The sequence below is a fragment of the Methylorubrum salsuginis genome (assembly GCF_900114375.1).
GTDB lineage: Bacteria > Pseudomonadota > Alphaproteobacteria > Rhizobiales > Beijerinckiaceae > Methylobacterium > Methylobacterium salsuginis.
Genome location: NZ_FOSV01000028.1, coordinates 15,636 through 31,254, shown reverse-complemented (window position 1 = coordinate 31,254; position 15,619 = coordinate 15,636). Strand labels below are relative to the sequence as shown.

The following is a 15,619-nucleotide window of genomic DNA, read 5'->3' as shown; positions in this document are numbered from 1 at the left end:
CCTCCTGAGCACCCGGCGGGCGCGGAAGGTCTTCGTCGGGGCTGTCCCTCGGGAAAGGGAGATGCGCCGGATCGATGGCTAGAAGTAGTAACCGATGTTCATGATGAAGCGCGACTTCCACTTGTTGTCGCCGCCTTGCGCCAGGCCGCTGGAGAATTGTCCGGCGCCGACATAGGGGTCGTTCCGGCCGATGACGCCCTCGGTGTAGATGATCAGGTTCGGGTCGGCGGTGAGCGTCCAGGCGCCGCCGATGATGAAGCGCTCGCTGTTCTGGAAGCTGGCCTTGTCCTTGAAGTAGGCGCTGTAGCCGGCATAGGGCACGACCGTGAACGGCCCGATCGGGTCGGCGACTTTGTAGCTGATTTCGCCCGAGACGAAGTTGCCGCGGGTGGCCATGTTGTAGGAGAAGTCGAAGCCGCCGATGCCGATCAGGTCGTTGCGGACCGGGTTGCGCGGGTCGATGTCCTGGCGGATGAAGATGCCCTTGAAGCCCCAGGGACCGTAGGTGCCGAGGGCGTGGATGCCTTCGAGCTGCTTGGTGCCGGTCTGGCGGGTGTCGGAATTGTAGATGTCCGAGTGCCAGATCGAGGCGCCGACCGCGAACGACGCGAGATCGTTCTTGAGGAAGAAGTACTCGGCCCGGCCGATGAACATGTTCTGTTCGGCGTTGCGCGTGGCGAACGGCGTGTAGGAATCGGCCCGGACGATGTTGGTCGAGTAGCGGGCGCTGTCGAGGCTCAGGCCGATGGCGTTCGGGTTGGCGCCCGGATAGTAGCCGACCTGATAGTTCAGGTCAGATTCGACGTGCGAGTACTTGACGCCGAAGTTGTAGACCTCTTCCAGGCCCATGGTGAAGCCCAGCGTCTCGATGAAGCTGTTGCCGAAATACGGCGTCAGGCCGAACGGCGCCTGATTGAGGCCGACGGTGACGCTGTCTTCCTTGGTCAGCTTGTAGCCGACATAGGCCCACATCGGGAAGCTGACCTCGCCCGGATAGCCGCGGTAGCCGTTGCGCGGCCCGTAGATCGAGCTGCCGCCGTAGAAGCGGTACTGCGCGGCGCCGAAGATCGTGTCCGAATCGTAGGCCGCCTTGAGCGAGAGCGTGTCGAAGTCGAAATGCTCGGACGCCTTGGGCTGACCGCCGAGGCTGACGTCGTTGAAGCGCCAGTCGTAGCGGGCCCGGATGGCGCCGCCGAAGGTGAAGGTGCCGAATTCGGTCTTACCCTTCGGCGGTGCGATGTCGAAGTTGCTGGCGGGCTTGGCGGCCTCGGGGGCGTAGGTGGGATCGGGCACCGCGATCGGCTGCACCCGGTTCACCTTGCTCGGCTCGGCATCGAGCTCCACCGTGCCCCGCGACTGTGCCAGCGCTGCCGATGAGCACAGCGCGGCCCCTGCGACGCACCCCAGGAGGGCGGCCGCCAAGCTTTTCATAGTCATGTAGCCCCCAGCTTCTACTTCACTGTAGTTTGATTCGACCCGTAAATTGTATCATTTGCTTGGATTGTGGCCAAGATATTATTTTATCCAGCCATCGACCGTCGCGCGATTCTTGGTGATCCATTTGGCGGCAGTTTCGGCGGGCTTGGCGCCTTTTTCCTCGTTCTCGGCCATCACGGCCTCTTCGTCCTTCACGGTGAGCTTGAACTTCTGGAGGACGGCGTAGACCTCGGGCATGTCGTCCTTCAGTCCCTTGCGGACGATGGTGTTGACGCTCTCGTCGTCACCGAAGGCCTTCTTCGGATCGGCGAGGTACTTCAGCTCGTAGCGGGCGAACATCCAGTGCGGCGTCCAGGCGGTGACGACGATGTCCTTCTTCTGGCGCACCGCGTCCTTGAGGGCGCTGGTCATCGTCGCGTCGCTGCCGTCCACGAGCTTGACCGGCAGGCCATAGGCCTTGATGGCGGCCTCCGAGCTCTTCATGATCCCGGCGCCGGGATCGATGCCGATCACCTGCCCGCCGACCTCGGCCGACTTGGTCTTGAGGTCCTCGATGGAGTTGAGGGGGGAGGAGGCCGGGACCGCCCAGCCGATCTTGGCGCCGGTGACGTTCGGGCCGACCAGTTCGAGGCGGTTCTTCAGCTTCTCGTAATAGGCTCCTTGCGTGACCGGCAGCCACGCCGCGACGCTGGCATCGGCGTCGCCGGTCGCCACGGCCTGCCACATGGCGGCGGCGGCGAGCGGGATCGTCTTCACCTCGTAGCCCTTCTCCTCCAGCGCGAGCTTGAGGATGTTGGTGGCGACCACCGCGTCGGCCCATTCGACATAGGCGATCCGCACCTGCTTGCTCGCCGCTTCCGCGGGCGTCTGGGTCAGGGCGAGGCAGAGGAGGGCACCGAGCGTGGTCGCGCGCATGATCGTCTCGTGGTCGGAGGAGAAACTAACAATTGTTGATGGTGCGGGGCTTGTGCGGGCCGTCCGGCAGGCGCGCCGCCGGACGGGTGCGGCTTCGGCTCAAGCCGAACCGTGGGGGCGGGCCTTGGCGGCGAGCGCCTGGGTCGCCCGGTCGAGGATGACCGCCACGATCACGATGCCGATCCCCGCCTCGAACCCGGCGCCGGCTTCCAGACGCTGGATCGACTGCCAGACCGCGCGGCCCAGTCCCCCGGCGCCGATCATCGCCGCGATGACCACCATGGACAGCGCCAGCATCATGGTCTGGTTGACGCCGGCCATGATCGTCGGCAGCGCCAGCGGCAGCTGGACCTTGAACAGCTTCTGCGTCGCCGAGCTGCCGAAGGCGTCGGAGGCCTCGACGAGTTCGGTCGGCACGTTGCGGATGCCGAGCGCGGTGAGCCGGATCACCGGCGGCACCGAGAAAACGATGGTGGCGAAGCACGCCGAGACCGCCCCGAGGCCGAAGAACGGCAGTGCCGGGATCAGATAGACGAAGCTCGGCAGCGTCTGCATCATGTCGAGGACGGGCGAGAAGGTCCGCCAGGCGCGCCGGCTCAGCGCGAACCAGATGCCGACCGGGATGCCGATCAGGAGCGCCGCGATCGTCGCCAGGATGACGAGCACCAGGGTCTCGACGGTCGCCTGCCACAGCCGCAGGTTCCAGAGGAACAGCAGGCCGCCGAGCGTCAGGAGCCCGACCTTGCGGCCGCCGATCTTGTAGGTCAGAGCTGAGGCGGCGATGATGGCCAGCCACGGCGGCACCGCGATCAGCGCGGTGGTCAGCGCCTCGATCCAGTCGGAGACCGTGCGGCTGACGGCGCGGGTCAGCCAACTGCCATGTTCGGTGAGCCAGTCGAGGCCGTTGTCGCTGAGCGTGTCGAGGGGGAATTTGGGGACGTTCCAGTCCATCGATCCGCTCCTGCCGGTTGGGCCTGTGTCGAAGAGTTGCCGGGACGTGCGGCGAGCGCACGCACCACGTCGCGGCTGGTGATCGGGCCGATCAGGCGCCCGTCCTCGGCCACGACCGCCACCGCGCCGCTCTGGGCGACCTGCGGCAGCACCGCGTCGAGGCGGGCCTCGGCCGAGACCGCGGCCGGATCGAGATCGAGCAGGCTCGCGACGGTCTCGCCGGTCCGGGCGGCGGCGAGGCGCTCGGCGCGCACGCGGCCGACGAAGCGCCCGCCCTGGTCGGCGACGAGCCAGCCGTCGCTGCCGCCGGCCGCCGTGCGCAGCCGCGCCTCGGCGACCGTGTCGGTGGGGGACAGCACGACCGCCGCGCGGTCGGCGACCTGACCGGCGCGCATCACCGCGGCGAGATCGATATGCTCGACGAAGCGGCGGACGTATTCGGTCGCCGGACGGGCCACGACCTCTTCGGGCTGGCCGATCTGGACCACCTCGCCGTCCTTCATCAGGACGATGCGGCCGCCGAGCGCCACGGCCTCGTCGAGGTCGTGCGAGACGAAGACGATGGTCTTCTTGAGGGAGCGCTGCAATTCGCGCAGTTCGGCCTGCATGTCGCGGCGGATCAGCGGATCGAGGGCGCTGAACGCCTCGTCCATCAGCAGGATGTCGGCATCGGCCGCGAGCGCGCGGGCGAGGCCGGCGCGCTGCTGCATGCCGCCCGACAACTCGTTCGGATACTTGCTTTCCCAGCCTTTCAGGCCGACGAGTTCGATCGCCCGCATCGCGGCGTCGATGCGTTGCTTGGCCGGGACGTTCTTGATCTCCAGGCCGAAGCCGACATTCGCCAGGATGGTGCGGTTCGGCAGCAGGGCGAAGTGCTGGAACACCATGCCGAAGGCCTTCTGGCGGAAGGCCAGGAGTTCCTTGCGGCCGAGCTTGGTCACGTCCACGTCGTCGACGAGGATGCGCCCGATCGTGGGCTCCACGAGGCGGTTCATGCACCGCAGCAGGGTGGACTTGCCCGAGCCCGAGAGGCCCATCAGGGTCAGGATCTCGCCCTCGTGCACGTCGAAGGAGATGTCGCGCAGGCCCACGACGGCGCCGCAGGCCTGGGCCACCTCGGCCTTGCGCTTGCCCTGGGAAATCAAGTTGATCGCCTCGGCGTGGTTGGCGCCGAAGACTTTGCTGACGCTCTCGAGAGTGATGCGGCCCATGTGCTTGCAACCTCTTCGGATCAGCGCATTACGGCATTCGCCTTTCGGCGCCGGCAGCAGTGCTTGTCTTGATTTGCTATGATCAAAAGCTAGTACGGACAGCCTCAGTGGCTTGTCCTGCGGCGACGCTTTTTGCCGCGAAGCCGACATGTCCGGAAGTTTACCGACAGATTCCGACGCTGCGCCGCAACATCGCGACGATTTTCGTCACGATGGCATAATATTGTGCACAGTCTGATCGCGGCGCGAGCAAAAGGCGCCGTCGGTTGAGCCGATATCGTCACGGCCCCGTCCGGTTCAAGACCGGACGCGGCGGAGGCGGGGTGCAGCTTCGATATGGGGCGGGGTGCCCGGCCCTCAGGCTGCCTCGGCGTCGGCGTAGGAGCGGCAATGTTCGAGGTAGCCGACCTCGTGGCGGCCGGCGAGTTCGACCACGCTCGACCACAGCCAGGATGGGGCGCCGTCCGCGGTGGCGCCGCGGGCGACGGCGCGGCGCCACTCGGCGCGCGCGCTGCGCGTCATCTGCCGGCCATGGGCCGCGCCGACCACGTGGGCGAGGTAGCGGGCGGCCCGTACCGCCTCGCCGCTGCTGAACTGATCGACGTCGAGCTTGAGGTCCTGCGGCAGCAGCTCGCGGACGACCACCGGCTTGCCGAGGATGCGGGCGGGCAGCATGCGCTCGCCGAGATGGGGCGAGAGCGCGCGGGCGCCGGCGACCACGCGCTCGGCCGGATCCTTGGGCATCTTCGCTTTCGGCGCCGGAGGGGCTGCGGCGGTGAGCGCCTCCTTCAGATCGACCAGCGCCAGCCGCGGCTTCTCGCCGTGCTCGTCGATGCGCAGCAGGGCGGCGTAGCGCAGGAAGCCCAGCGAGGAGCAGCCCTTCATCCAGTAGGCGGCGTCGAGCAGGCGCACCCGCGCCGCGTCGGCGTGGCGGCCGTCGATCGCCAGGACGAGTTCGCGCACCGCGTCCTCGTGGAACAGCGCGTCGAGGGCGGCGTACTCATCGTCGTCCAGCGCCCAGAATCGGCGGCCGCGGGGGATTTTGAGATCCTCGTCCTCCAGGCGCTCGCGGGCGAGGTGCTTCCAGCGCCGCCCCAGCGCCCGATGGCGCACGGTGCGCACCGCATCCGGCTCCCGCGGCTCCCCGTCGCCGTCCCGCGAGGCGAGCCCACCCGAATAGCCCCGCACCATTTCCTCCAGCATCCGCGAGGTGACGACGCCGGGCAGGTTGGAGCCGCGCGCCGCGCTCGCCAACGACAGGCCGAGCCGCACGAGGTCGTGGGCCGGATTGCCGATCACGGTCTGGTCGAGGTCGCGGATCTGGATCGCGACGTCCCCGTCCGCGTCGGCGAGCGGCCCGAGATTGCCCAGATGGCAATCGCCGCAGATCCAGATCGGCGGCCCCTCGGGCAGGGTGCCGCGGGGCAGGCCGTCGAGCCACTCGTAGAACTTCAGGGTGTTGCCGCGGACATAGGCATGGGCCGACTTCGCCATCTTGAGCGCCCGCTGCCGTTCCAGAACGGCCTCGCGATCCGCCCGCTCCACCGCTCGATGACGCGTCATCCGCTTTCCTTCGCCCTCTCGCACCGCGCCGCCATCGGGCCCGCCGCGCGAAACGTCAACGTCGCGTCGCCCCGAATCGGAGCGCGGCCCAACGTCCTAGGGTGGATGAAACGCCTTTCCGAAAACGTACCGGCCCCGCATCCGGTCTCGTTCGTCGGTACGAAGTCCGGGCCGACCGCTCATGGGGAATAGCCGCCGCAGGTTCGACGTTCAGTCTGACGAGCGCTTTTCGGCCGAGGGGCCAGCGGTCCGCGGTAGGCGTGCGCCGCTCGCAAATTTGCCGGACAGGGCTCGCAGGGGCCGCCCCGCACAGATCGACGCTTTCCCCGTCTGGCCCGGCCGTCCCGCGTCCGGGTATTGTACGCTCCATGACACTTTCGCCCGTATTCGGGCCGGCCAGGGGATTGATCACGCACCGGGGGGAACCATTCGGTCTCGACCCGCCTCGAAGCAGCGACGGAGTACACGGATGACCCCTGCACGAATCGCCGCTTCGGGCCCGACCCGGCTGCGGCTCACGGCCCGCTCGGAGGCCCGCCCTGACTCGCGGCGTCGCGGGGTGGCGCCATCGGCCGCCATCGAGCGCCACGCCCCCGCCGAAGACATCACGGTCGTCGACCTGACCGACGCGGCGGACTGGGACGAGCGCCTCGCCGACGAGCCGGGCGCCAATCTCTACGTCGCCCGGCCCTGGGGCACCTACAAGGCGCGCCTGAACTGGGCGGTCCGGCGGATCGCGATCCGCGACGGCCGGGGGCGCGACCTCGCCTTCGTGCAGGTTCAGGAGCGGCGGCTCGGGTTCGCCCGCTTCGTGCTGGCGCAGGGCTGTCCGGTGCTGACCGCCGCCGGCACGGCGCGGGCGGAAGCGACGCTCCGCGCCTTCCGCGACCACCTGGCGCTCGGACCCTTCGATCTGCTCGGCGTGAACTTCCACGAGTTCCAGGACAACGAGGCGGTGGCGGCATTGCTGGCGCTCGGCTTCGTGCCGGTGGTCTCGGCCCGCCAGCACACCCTCGAACTCGACCTGACCCGCGACATCGCGGCGATCGAGGCCGGGCTCGATTCGAAATGGCGGCGCAACCTCGCCAAGGCTCAGCGCAACCCCGACCTCGAGACCGCGATCCTGACCGATCCGGATGCGCGGCTCGCCGCCTTCGACACCTTCGCCGGGATGTACGCGGCGCTCCAGGCCCGCAAGGGCTTCTCGAATACCCTGGATCCGAAGGCGTTTCGCGACGTGGCCGCCACCGACCCGCGCCTCGTCATCCTGGAGGTGCGCGAGAACGGCGAACCGATCCTGGTGCGGATCGCCCACTGGGCGCCGGCACGCTGGACCGATTTCTTCGCCGCCTCGAACGAGCGCGGCCGGGCCACCAACGCCGCCGCGCTCTCGGTCTGGACCCTGATCGAGCGGGCCAAGGCCGAGGGCTGCCCGATCTACGATCTCGGCGGCATCGATCCGGCGGGCAATCGCGGCGTGTTCGACTTCAAGCGCGGCATCAGCCGCCGCGTCGTCCAGAGCACCCCCCTCTGGCTTTACGGCCGCCTCCCCCTCGTCCGCTCGCTCGCCGCCGGGCTGCTGGCGCAACGCTGAGGGTCGGTCCCGCGGCCCGAACGGCCGGGTCGGATTTCGAAACGAGGCGATGCGGCACGAGCCGCGGGCGCATCGTCCCGGCATCCTTCATCGCTTGGGACAATCGAGCGCATCCGCCGGATCGTTGGATTGATTTCGGCGGGGCGAATTATGGCCCCGTAAAGGTTGTCGCTACACCGGAATTTAGCCCGGGGCCGTGATGATCGGCTCCCGTCTCCACCCGAGGCGAGCCGTCGAATCCCGGAACATGTCACCCAGCCCCTCGCCGGCCCGAAGATCTCTTCGCCCCAGCCGAATCTGTCCTGCTCTGAGCCAAACATCCCGTTCCGGCGCAGTTTCCGGGGGCACACCGCTTGCTGGCGTGATCTCAATCTCACCTGTCCGTCCCGCTCATGCGAGAGTGGCGGCCGAATTTTCAGTTGGCGCGTACCGAGGGACACGATGAAGACTGCACTCATCACCGGCATCACGGGCCAGGACGGCGCCTATCTGGCCGAGATGCTGCTCGCCCGCGGCTATCAGGTCCACGGCCTCAAGCGGCGCTCGTCGAGCTTCAACACCGGCCGCATCGATCACCTGTATCAGGACCCGCACGACGAGGACGTGCGCCTGCGCCTGCATTACGGCGACATGACCGATTCCGCGGCGCTGACCCGCATCATCGCCGACGTACGCCCGGACGAGATCTACAACCTCGCCGCCCAGTCGCACGTCGCGGTCAGCTTCGAGACGCCGGAATACACCGCCAACGCGGATGCCGTCGGCCCGCTTCGCATCCTCGAGGCCCTGCGCCAACTGCGGCTGACCGAGACGACGCGCTTCTATCAGGCCTCGACCTCGGAGCTGTACGGCCTCGTCCAGGCGGTGCCCCAGCGCGAGACGACGCCGTTCTATCCGCGCTCGCCCTACGGCGTGGCCAAGCTCTACGCCTACTGGATCACGGTGAACTACCGCGAGGCCTACGGCATTCACGCCTCGAACGGCATCCTGTTCAACCACGAGAGCCCGATCCGCGGCGAGACCTTCGTGACCCGCAAGATCACCCGTGCGGTCGGCCGGATCGAGACCGGGCGCCAGGACTGCCTCTGGATCGGCAACATCGACGCCCAGCGCGACTGGGGCCACGCCCGCGACTACGTCGAGGCGATGTGGCTGATGCTGCAGCAGGACAAGCCCGACGACTACGTCATCGCCACCGGGCAGACCCGCAGCGTGCGCAGCTTCATCGAGGCGGCCTTCGCCGAGGTCGGCCGCACCATCGCCTGGGAAGGCCAGGGCGTGGACGAGGTCGGGCGCGACGCCCGCACCGGCGACACGCTGGTGCGCATCGATCCGCGCTTCTTCCGCCCGACCGAAGTCGACCTGCTCGTCGGCGACGGCACCAAGGCGCGCGAGGCCCTCGGCTGGGCGCCGCGCACGACCTTCGAGGAACTCGTGCGCGAGATGGTCGCGGCCGACCTGGAGGAGGCCCGGTTCGAGGCCGACACGGCGTCGCGCCGTCCGCACCAGCACGGCACCGCCCTGCGTCTGGCCGCCGAGTGAGGGCACCGATGCGCTACGACCTCTCGGGCAAGCGGGTCTTCGTCGCGGGCGCCCGCGGCATGGCCGGGGCGGCCCTGGTGCGCCGCCTCGCGAGCGAGGGGTGCGAGATCCTCGAACACGGCCGCGAGCGCGTGGACCTGCGCGACCTCGGCTCGGTCGAGGCCTATTTCGCCGATATCCGGCCGCAGGCGGTGTTCCATGCCGCCGGCACGGTCGGCGGCATCCAGGCCAACGACCGCTATCCGGCGACCTTCCTCTACGACAACCTCGCCATGGCGGCGAACGTGATCCACGCCGCGCACCATCACGGCGTGGAGAAGCTGCTCTATCTCGGCTCCTCGTGCATCTATCCGAAGCACGCGGCCCAGCCGATGACGGAGGACGCGCTGCTGACCGGCCCGCTCGAGCCGACCAACCAGTGGTACGCGGTCGCCAAGATCGCCGGGATCAAGCTGTGCCAGGCCTATCGCCGCCAGCACGGCCGCGACTTCGTCGCCGTGATGCCGACGAATCTCTACGGGCCCGGCGACAACTACCACCCCGAGAACGCGCATGTCGCCGCCGCGCTCCTGCGCCGCTTCCACGAGGCACGCGAGGCCGGCGCCCCCAGCGTCACGATCTGGGGCACCGGCACGCCCTGCCGCGAGTTCCTCTACGTCGACGATCTCGCCGACGCCTGCGTGTTCGCCATGCGGGAATGGTCGGGGGAGGACATCCTCAATGTCGGCACCGGCGAGGACGTGACCATCGCGGACTTCGCCCGCACGGTGGCCCGCGTCGTCGGCTACGAGGGCGAGCTGACGTTCGACGCCGGGAAGCCCGACGGCACCCCGCGCAAGCTCCTCGACGTGTCTCGTTTAGCCGGCTTGGGATGGCGGGCGACGACCGGCCTCGAAGCGGGTCTCGCCCGCGCCTATGCGGACTTCCTCGCGGGCGGGGGCCGCAACCGGTGAGCCGGCGCGTCCTCATCGTCCACAACCGCTATCAGATCCGCGGCGGCGAGGATGCCGTCGTGGAGCGCGAGGCGGCGGCGCTGGCCCGCGCCGGCTGCACGGTCGAGACGCTGTACTTTTCAAACGACGACATCCGGGGGCCGGTCGATCGCCTGCGCGTGGCCTTCGAGGCGCCGCATGCCCGCCGCGGCATCGCCCGCGTCGTCGAGGCGGTGCGCCGCTTCCGGCCCGACGTGGTGCATGCCCACAACACCTTCCCGCTGGTCTCGCCGGGGATGTTCGCGGCGGTGCGGGCGGAGGGCGCGGCCACCGTCCAGACGCTGCACAATTTCCGCCTCACCTGCGCCGGCGCCCTGCTGATGCGGGACGGCAAGCCGTGCGAGACCTGCGTCACCGGCTCGCCCTACGCGGCGGTGCGCCACCGCTGCTACCGCGGCTCGCGGCTCGGCAGCCTCGCCGTCGCCCGGATGATCGACCGGCACCGCCGCATCGGCACCTGGACCCGCGACGTCGACGCCTTCGTGGTGCTGACCCCCTTCGCCCGCGGTCGCTTCGTCGCCGCCGGCCTGCCGCCCGAGCGCATCGTGGTGAAGCCGAACGGCCTGCCCGATCCCGGCCCCCCCTCCGAGGCGTCGCGAGAGACGATCCTGTTCGCCGGGCGGCTCAGCCGCGAGAAGGGCGTCGAGACCCTGAAGGCGGCGGCCGGGCAGCTCGGCCGGGCGATCGACGTCGCCGGCGAAGGGCCGCTGCGCGAGAGCCTGGACGGTGCGCCCGGCCTGACCCTGCTCGGCACGCTCCCCGGCGCCGAGGTCCAGGCCCGGATGGCGCGGGCCGCGGCGCTCGTCGTGCCCTCGCTCTGGTACGAAGGCCTGCCGATGGTGGTGGCCGAGGCCTTCGCCGCCGGCACGCCCGTCATCGCCTCGCGCATCGGCGCGCTGGCCGATCTCGTCGAGGACGGCGTGACGGGGCTGCTCGTCACCCCCGGCGATCCCGCCGCGCTGGCGCAGGCCATGGCCCGCATCCTCGCCGATCCGCAGGCCGCCCGCCGGATGGGTCGGGCCGCGCGCGCCGCCTATCTCCGCGACTGGACCGAGGAGGCCACCACCGCGGCCCTCCTCTCGATCTACCGGCGGGCCTGCGCCGCCCGCGCCGCCGCTCCCCTTTCCCTCACGACACCCGTTCTGGAGATCGCCCGATGAGCCACGATCCCGCGGTCCCCCGGTTCCGCCTCGCCGGGACCGGCATTTCCGCCATCGACATGAAGGGCATGATCGGCGCGATCCGCCGTCGCCTCGATTCCGGGCGGACCCGGCCGGGCACCTTCGTGGTCTTCCGCGACGCCCACGGCATCGTGCGTGCCACCGAGGACGAGAAGCTGCTCGCCGCGCACGAGGCGGCGATGCTGGTCTGCCCGGACGGGCGCCCGCTCTACTGGCTCGGGCGGCTGCGCGGCGCCGACGGCATCGGCCAGGTGCCGGGTATCGAATCGGTCGAGGCGGTCTGCCGTGCCGGCCTCGTCCATGGCTGGCGCCACTACTTCCTCGGCGGCGGCGAGGGCGTCGCGGATGCCCTCGCCCGGACGATGCAGGCCCGCCTGCCGGGCTTGCAGGTCGTCGGCACCGAGACCCCGCCGTTCCGCCCGCTCGATGCGGCCGAAACCGACGCCATGCGGGCACGTATCCGGGAATCCGGCGCGCAGATCCTCTGGATCGGCCTGGGCACCCCGAAGCAGGAGCTGTTCATGGCCGAGCACGCCCCGCACCTGCCCGGCACCGTGGCGATGGGCGTCGGCGCCGCCTTCGACGTGCTGACCGGCCGCGTGCCCCGCGCGCCCGTGGCGTTCCAGGTCACCGGCCTCGAATGGGCCTACCGCCTGATGCGCGAGCCGCGCCGGCTGACCGGCCGCTACCTGCACACGATCCCGCGCTTCCTCGCGCTGGTCGCCACCGAGCACCGCCGCCGCCCGGCGGGTGCCGCGCGATCGTAGCCCCTGCGGAGTTCACCCGCGCCGCCGGCACTTGAGGATCGTCCCGGATCTCAAATCCGGGGCGATCCCCGACTTTCCCCGTATCCACGGACACTTTTCGAAAGCCAACATCCCCTTTTCGGGCCGATGCCCTCGGCGGTGGGTGATGTGGCTAAGGCTTCGGTAATCTGTCGGAATCACGTTGACGCGACACGTGGATTTCGGGCGAACGGATGCCGCGATTTCGAGAACTGCTCTATTCCCAGCCGCTGCCCGGCCATTGCCTGCTTCCGGACGGGCGTGAACAGGCCTGCATCGCGCGCCGCCTGTCACCTCTCGGCGCCGAGCTCGCGCTGCAGGCCCGAGCGCGTGCGGGCGATCCCGTCACCTGCCGGCTCGACCGGGTCGGCCTCCTGCACGGGCACGTCACCGACCCGTCGGAGCGTGGGTTCACGGTGGTCTTCGCCCTGACCGATGCACGCCGCGAGCGCTTGGCCGCCCGCATCGCGTGGCTCTCGGCCTGCGCGGACGGACGCGTCGAGCAGCGCGCCGCGCCGCGTATCGTCCCGGTCCATCCCGAGGTCGCCCTCGAATTCGAGGACGGGTTCCCGATCGAGGGGCGCATCCTCGACCTCTCGCCCTCCGGCGCGGCCATCGCCCTCGACGGTCGGTTGCGTCCCCTGGTCGGACAGAAGGTCAAGGTCGGCAAGCGCTACGCCGAGGTCGTCCGTATCCTGGAGGGCGATCGGGAGGGGGGCATGGCGGTGCGTTTCCGGCTGCCGTTCTCTCCGGAGACCTTCAACCCCTCGATCGTGCTGTGACGGCCTCGGGCCTCCACCCGAAGGGAACGCCCGCGCTTTCGCACCGTTACCCTGGCCACTGTCCCAAGGAGAGCGGCATGCGGATCATCGCGACGGCATCGGCCATGACGGTCGTGACTTTGCTGAGCGTCGGAACGGCGGAAGCGAAGGGGTGCATCAAGGGGGCGATCATCGGCGGCGTCGCCGGGCATTACCTCGCGGAGCGCGGCGTGGTCGGCGCGGTCGCGGGCTGCCTCGCGGGCCGCGCCCTGGCGAACCGTCAGGCGCGGCGCCAGCGCGAGATCGATTACGGCTCCCGCGTCCAGCCCCGCGGCGCCGGCTACGGCGCCCCGCAGGGCTACGGACAGCGCAGCTACGGCTACTGAGCGACCCGCGGGGGCGCCTTCTCGGCGCTCCCGTCCCACGGTGAGGCAAAGCTCTTGCTTGGGGAAACTCGCCATGGCCCCATGGGGCCAGCGGGGGACCCATCATGACGACGCCTTCGACCACGCTCGACAAGAGCCTCAACGCCTTCCACCTCTGGGGCATCGCCGTCGGGCTCGTCATCTCGGGCGAGTATTTCGGCTGGAGCTACGGCTGGGCGCAGGCCGGCACGCTGGGCTTCCTCGTCACCACCGTCGCGGTCGCCGCGATGTACGTGGCCTTCATCTTCAGCTTCACCGAACTCACCACCGCGATCCCGCAGGCGGGCGGCCCGTTCGCCTACGCGCTTCGCGCCTTCGGGCCCACGGGGGCGGCGGTGGCGGGCTACGCCACGCTGATCGAGTTCGTGTTCGCGCCCCCCGCCATCGCGCTTGCCATCGGGGCCTACCTGAACGTCCAGTTTCCCGGCCTCGACCCGAAGCACGCCGCCCTCGGCGCCTACCTCGTGTTCATGGGCCTCAACGTCGTCGGCGTGCAGATCGCCGCGACGTTCGAGCTCGTCGTCACCGTGCTGGCGGTGGCCGAACTCCTCGTGTTCATGGGCGTCGTCGCCCCGGCCTTCAGCGTGTCGCACTTCGTGGCCGGCGGCTGGGCCGGGCAGGACACGTTCAGCCTCCCTGCGCTCGGGGGCATCTTCGCCGCGATCCCCTTCGCGATCTGGTTCTTCCTCGCCATCGAGGGCGTCGCCATGGCGGCCGAAGAAGCCAAGGACCCCAAGCGCACCCTTCCCATCGCCTACATCACCGGCGTGCTGACGCTCACCGCGCTCGCCTTCGGCGTGATGCTGTTTGCCGGCGCCACCGGCGACTGGAAGGCGCTCTCCGACCTGAACGATCCGCTGCCGCAGGCGATGAAGCGGGTGGTCGGCGAGTCGAGCGGCTGGCTGCACATGCTGGTCTGGCTCGGCCTGTTCGGGCTCGTCGCCTCGTTCCACGGCATCATCATGGGCTATGCCCGCCAGATCTTCGCCCTGGCGCGGGCCGGCTTCCTGCCGCAGGTCTTCGCCCGGCTGCATCCGCGCTTCCAGACGCCGCATCTCGCCACGCTCGCGGGCGGCGTCGTCGGCATCGCGGCGATCTACAGCGACAGCCTCGTCAGCGTCGCCGGGCAGTCGCTCACCGCCAGCATCGTCACCATGGCGGTGTTCGGCGCGCTCACCATGTACGTGACGAGCATGCTCGCCCTGTTCCGCTTGCGCCGCAGCGAGCCGTCGCTGGCCCGGCCCTACCGGGCGCCGCTCTATCCCTACGCACCGGGCTTCGCGCTGGTGATGGCCGGAATCTGCCTTGTGGCCCTGATCGTCTACAACCCGCTGATCTTCGCCATCTTCGCCGCCGTGATGGTCGTCGCGGTCGGGCTGGCGCGGCTCGTCGCCAAGCCTGCGGCCGTGAAGCCGGTTTCGAGCTTCGATCCGGCGATCTAAACCCCGGACGACGATGAGACTTCCTCATCGTCGTCCGCCCGCGCAAATGCGCGGCGGCGGTCGTCCGCCGGGCGCGTCGAGCCCGACCAAGGGTCGGGATCGATGCACAATGAGAAAAAGCCCATGCAGATCGGCATCCTGGAAACCGGCTTCCCGCCGGAGCGGCTCGGCGGGCGCTTTCCCTCCTACGGCGCGATGGTCGAGGCCCTGATCGGCGACGGCCACGCCTATACGTGCTTCGACGTGACCGCGGGGCACTGGCCCGCGGCGTCCGACGCGTTCGAGGCCTACGTCATCACCGGCTCGCCCGCCTCGGTCTACGATGCGACGCCGTGGGTCGCCGACCTCCTGACCTTCCTGCGGGACCTCGACCGCACGACCAAGCTCGTGGGCCTGTGCTTCGGCCATCAGGCGCTGGCGCAGGCCTTCGGCGGCCGGGTCGAGCGCTCCGCGCGTGGCTGGGGCCTGGGGCTGCACGCCTACGAGGTGATCGAGCGGGCGCCCTTCATGGACGATGGCCGAGCGATCGCGATTCCCGTGAGCCACCAGGATCAGGTCGTGGCCCTGCCCCCCGGCGCCCGGGTGCTCGCGGGCAGCGCCTTCACCCCCTATGGCGTGCTGGCCTACGCCGACCGGCCCGCCCTCTCGTTCCAGTGCCACCCGGAGTTCCGCCCGGACTACGCCCGCGCGCTCACGGACGGGCACCGCGCGGGCGAGCGACATCCCGCCCTGGTGCGCGACGCGCTGGCCTCCCTGGAGGCAAGCGCCGACAACGACCGGGTGGCGGGCTGGATCCGCCGGTTCCTGAAATCTGATTGAG

General features: G+C 69.7%; 14 protein-coding genes. 9 read left to right on the top strand and 5 right to left on the bottom strand.

Annotated elements, in window-relative coordinates; all coding sequences use genetic code 11:
* Positions 1-78: 78 nt before the first annotated feature.
* The 5 genes from BM140_RS22315 to BM140_RS22295 form a co-directional block, all read right to left on the bottom strand.
* A complete protein-coding gene (locus BM140_RS22315; protein WP_091951265.1) occupies positions 79-1,437 on the bottom strand; it encodes a hypothetical protein in 1,359 nt (452 codons plus the stop codon).
* A 78-nt stretch (positions 1,438-1,515) separates the two neighbouring features.
* Entirely contained in the window at positions 1,516-2,352 is an 837-nt protein-coding gene (locus tag BM140_RS22310; protein ID WP_091951263.1) for a glycine betaine ABC transporter substrate-binding protein, read from the bottom strand.
* Positions 2,353-2,451: 99 nt separating this feature from the next.
* Positions 2,452-3,303 (bottom strand): ABC transporter permease, encoded by an 852-nt coding sequence (locus BM140_RS22305; RefSeq protein ID WP_091951261.1) that lies wholly within the window; start codon positions 3,301-3,303, stop codon positions 2,452-2,454.
* Positions 3,219-4,514, bottom strand: coding sequence for a quaternary amine ABC transporter ATP-binding protein (locus BM140_RS22300; RefSeq protein ID WP_091951259.1), 1,296 nt, complete (start codon positions 4,512-4,514; stop codon positions 3,219-3,221). The genes BM140_RS22305 and BM140_RS22300 overlap by 85 nt, the downstream gene beginning before the upstream one ends.
* Positions 4,515-4,871: 357 nt before the next feature.
* Positions 4,872-6,077, bottom strand: a complete 1,206-nt coding sequence (locus BM140_RS22295; protein ID WP_091951256.1) for a DUF2252 family protein — start codon at positions 6,075-6,077, stop codon at positions 4,872-4,874.
* A 469-nt stretch (positions 6,078-6,546) separates the two neighbouring features.
* Here BM140_RS22295 and BM140_RS22290 point away from each other — a divergent pair, with 469 nt between their 5' ends.
* The 9 genes from BM140_RS22290 to BM140_RS22250 all read left to right on the top strand — a co-directional run bounded on the left by BM140_RS22290 (position 6,547) and on the right by BM140_RS22250 (position 15,618).
* Positions 6,547-7,671, top strand: a complete 1,125-nt coding sequence (locus BM140_RS22290) for a lipid II:glycine glycyltransferase FemX (RefSeq protein WP_091951253.1) — start codon at positions 6,547-6,549, stop codon at positions 7,669-7,671.
* A 441-nt stretch (positions 7,672-8,112) separates the two neighbouring features.
* Positions 8,113-9,213 carry a GDP-mannose 4,6-dehydratase gene (gmd, locus tag BM140_RS22285; protein ID WP_091951251.1) on the top strand — a complete coding sequence of 367 codons (1,101 nt, stop codon included), beginning with the start codon at positions 8,113-8,115 and terminating at the stop codon, positions 9,211-9,213.
* Between the two features lie 8 nt (positions 9,214-9,221).
* Positions 9,222-10,166, top strand: a complete 945-nt coding sequence (locus BM140_RS22280) for a GDP-L-fucose synthase family protein (protein WP_091951249.1) — start codon at positions 9,222-9,224, stop codon at positions 10,164-10,166.
* Positions 10,163-11,365, top strand: a complete 1,203-nt coding sequence (locus tag BM140_RS22275) for a glycosyltransferase (protein WP_244535577.1) — start codon at positions 10,163-10,165, stop codon at positions 11,363-11,365. Before BM140_RS22280 ends, BM140_RS22275 begins: the two co-directional genes overlap by 4 nt.
* The gene (locus tag BM140_RS22270; RefSeq protein WP_091951245.1) at positions 11,362-12,153 is read left to right on the top strand and encodes a WecB/TagA/CpsF family glycosyltransferase; all 792 of its coding nucleotides are present in this window, start codon (positions 11,362-11,364) and stop codon (positions 12,151-12,153) included. Before BM140_RS22275 ends, BM140_RS22270 begins: the two co-directional genes overlap by 4 nt.
* 212 nt (positions 12,154-12,365) lie before the next feature.
* Positions 12,366-12,953 carry a PilZ domain-containing protein gene (locus BM140_RS22265; RefSeq protein ID WP_091951243.1) on the top strand — a complete coding sequence of 196 codons (588 nt, stop codon included), beginning with the start codon at positions 12,366-12,368 and terminating at the stop codon, positions 12,951-12,953.
* A gap of 77 nt (positions 12,954-13,030) precedes the next feature.
* Positions 13,031-13,318, top strand: coding sequence for a hypothetical protein (locus BM140_RS22260; RefSeq protein ID WP_091951241.1), 288 nt, complete (start codon positions 13,031-13,033; stop codon positions 13,316-13,318).
* 104 nt (positions 13,319-13,422) lie between these two features.
* Complete coding sequence (gene eat / locus BM140_RS22255; RefSeq protein WP_091951239.1) at positions 13,423-14,799, top strand: ethanolamine permease; 1,377 nt, start codon at positions 13,423-13,425, stop codon at positions 14,797-14,799.
* Between the two features lie 123 nt (positions 14,800-14,922).
* The gene (locus BM140_RS22250) at positions 14,923-15,618 is read left to right on the top strand and encodes a glutamine amidotransferase-related protein (protein ID WP_091951236.1); all 696 of its coding nucleotides are present in this window, start codon (positions 14,923-14,925) and stop codon (positions 15,616-15,618) included.
* Position 15,619 lies beyond the last annotated feature (1 nt).

Bases quoted from the DNA above. Each gene is read 5' to 3' on its own strand.
- BM140_RS22315 (WP_091951265.1), bottom strand. From the start codon at position 1,437: ATGACTATGAAAAGCTTGGCGGCCGCCCTCCTGGGGTGCGTCGCAGGG.
- BM140_RS22310 (WP_091951263.1), bottom strand. From the start codon at position 2,352: ATGCGCGCGACCACGCTCGGTGCCCTCCTCTGCCTCGCCCTGACCCAG.
- BM140_RS22305 (WP_091951261.1), bottom strand. From the start codon at position 3,303: ATGGACTGGAACGTCCCCAAATTCCCCCTCGACACGCTCAGCGACAAC.
- BM140_RS22300 (WP_091951259.1), bottom strand. From the start codon at position 4,514: ATGGGCCGCATCACTCTCGAGAGCGTCAGCAAAGTCTTCGGCGCCAAC.
- BM140_RS22295 (WP_091951256.1), bottom strand. From the start codon at position 6,077: ATGACGCGTCATCGAGCGGTGGAGCGGGCGGATCGCGAGGCCGTTCTG.
- BM140_RS22290 (WP_091951253.1), top strand. From the start codon at position 6,547: ATGACCCCTGCACGAATCGCCGCTTCGGGCCCGACCCGGCTGCGGCTC.
- gmd (WP_091951251.1), top strand. From the start codon at position 8,113: ATGAAGACTGCACTCATCACCGGCATCACGGGCCAGGACGGCGCCTAT.
- BM140_RS22280 (WP_091951249.1), top strand. From the start codon at position 9,222: ATGCGCTACGACCTCTCGGGCAAGCGGGTCTTCGTCGCGGGCGCCCGC.
- BM140_RS22270 (WP_091951245.1), top strand. From the start codon at position 11,362: ATGAGCCACGATCCCGCGGTCCCCCGGTTCCGCCTCGCCGGGACCGGC.
- BM140_RS22265 (WP_091951243.1), top strand. From the start codon at position 12,366: ATGCCGCGATTTCGAGAACTGCTCTATTCCCAGCCGCTGCCCGGCCAT.
- BM140_RS22260 (WP_091951241.1), top strand. From the start codon at position 13,031: ATGCGGATCATCGCGACGGCATCGGCCATGACGGTCGTGACTTTGCTG.
- eat (WP_091951239.1), top strand. From the start codon at position 13,423: ATGACGACGCCTTCGACCACGCTCGACAAGAGCCTCAACGCCTTCCAC.
- BM140_RS22250 (WP_091951236.1), top strand. From the start codon at position 14,923: ATGCAGATCGGCATCCTGGAAACCGGCTTCCCGCCGGAGCGGCTCGGC.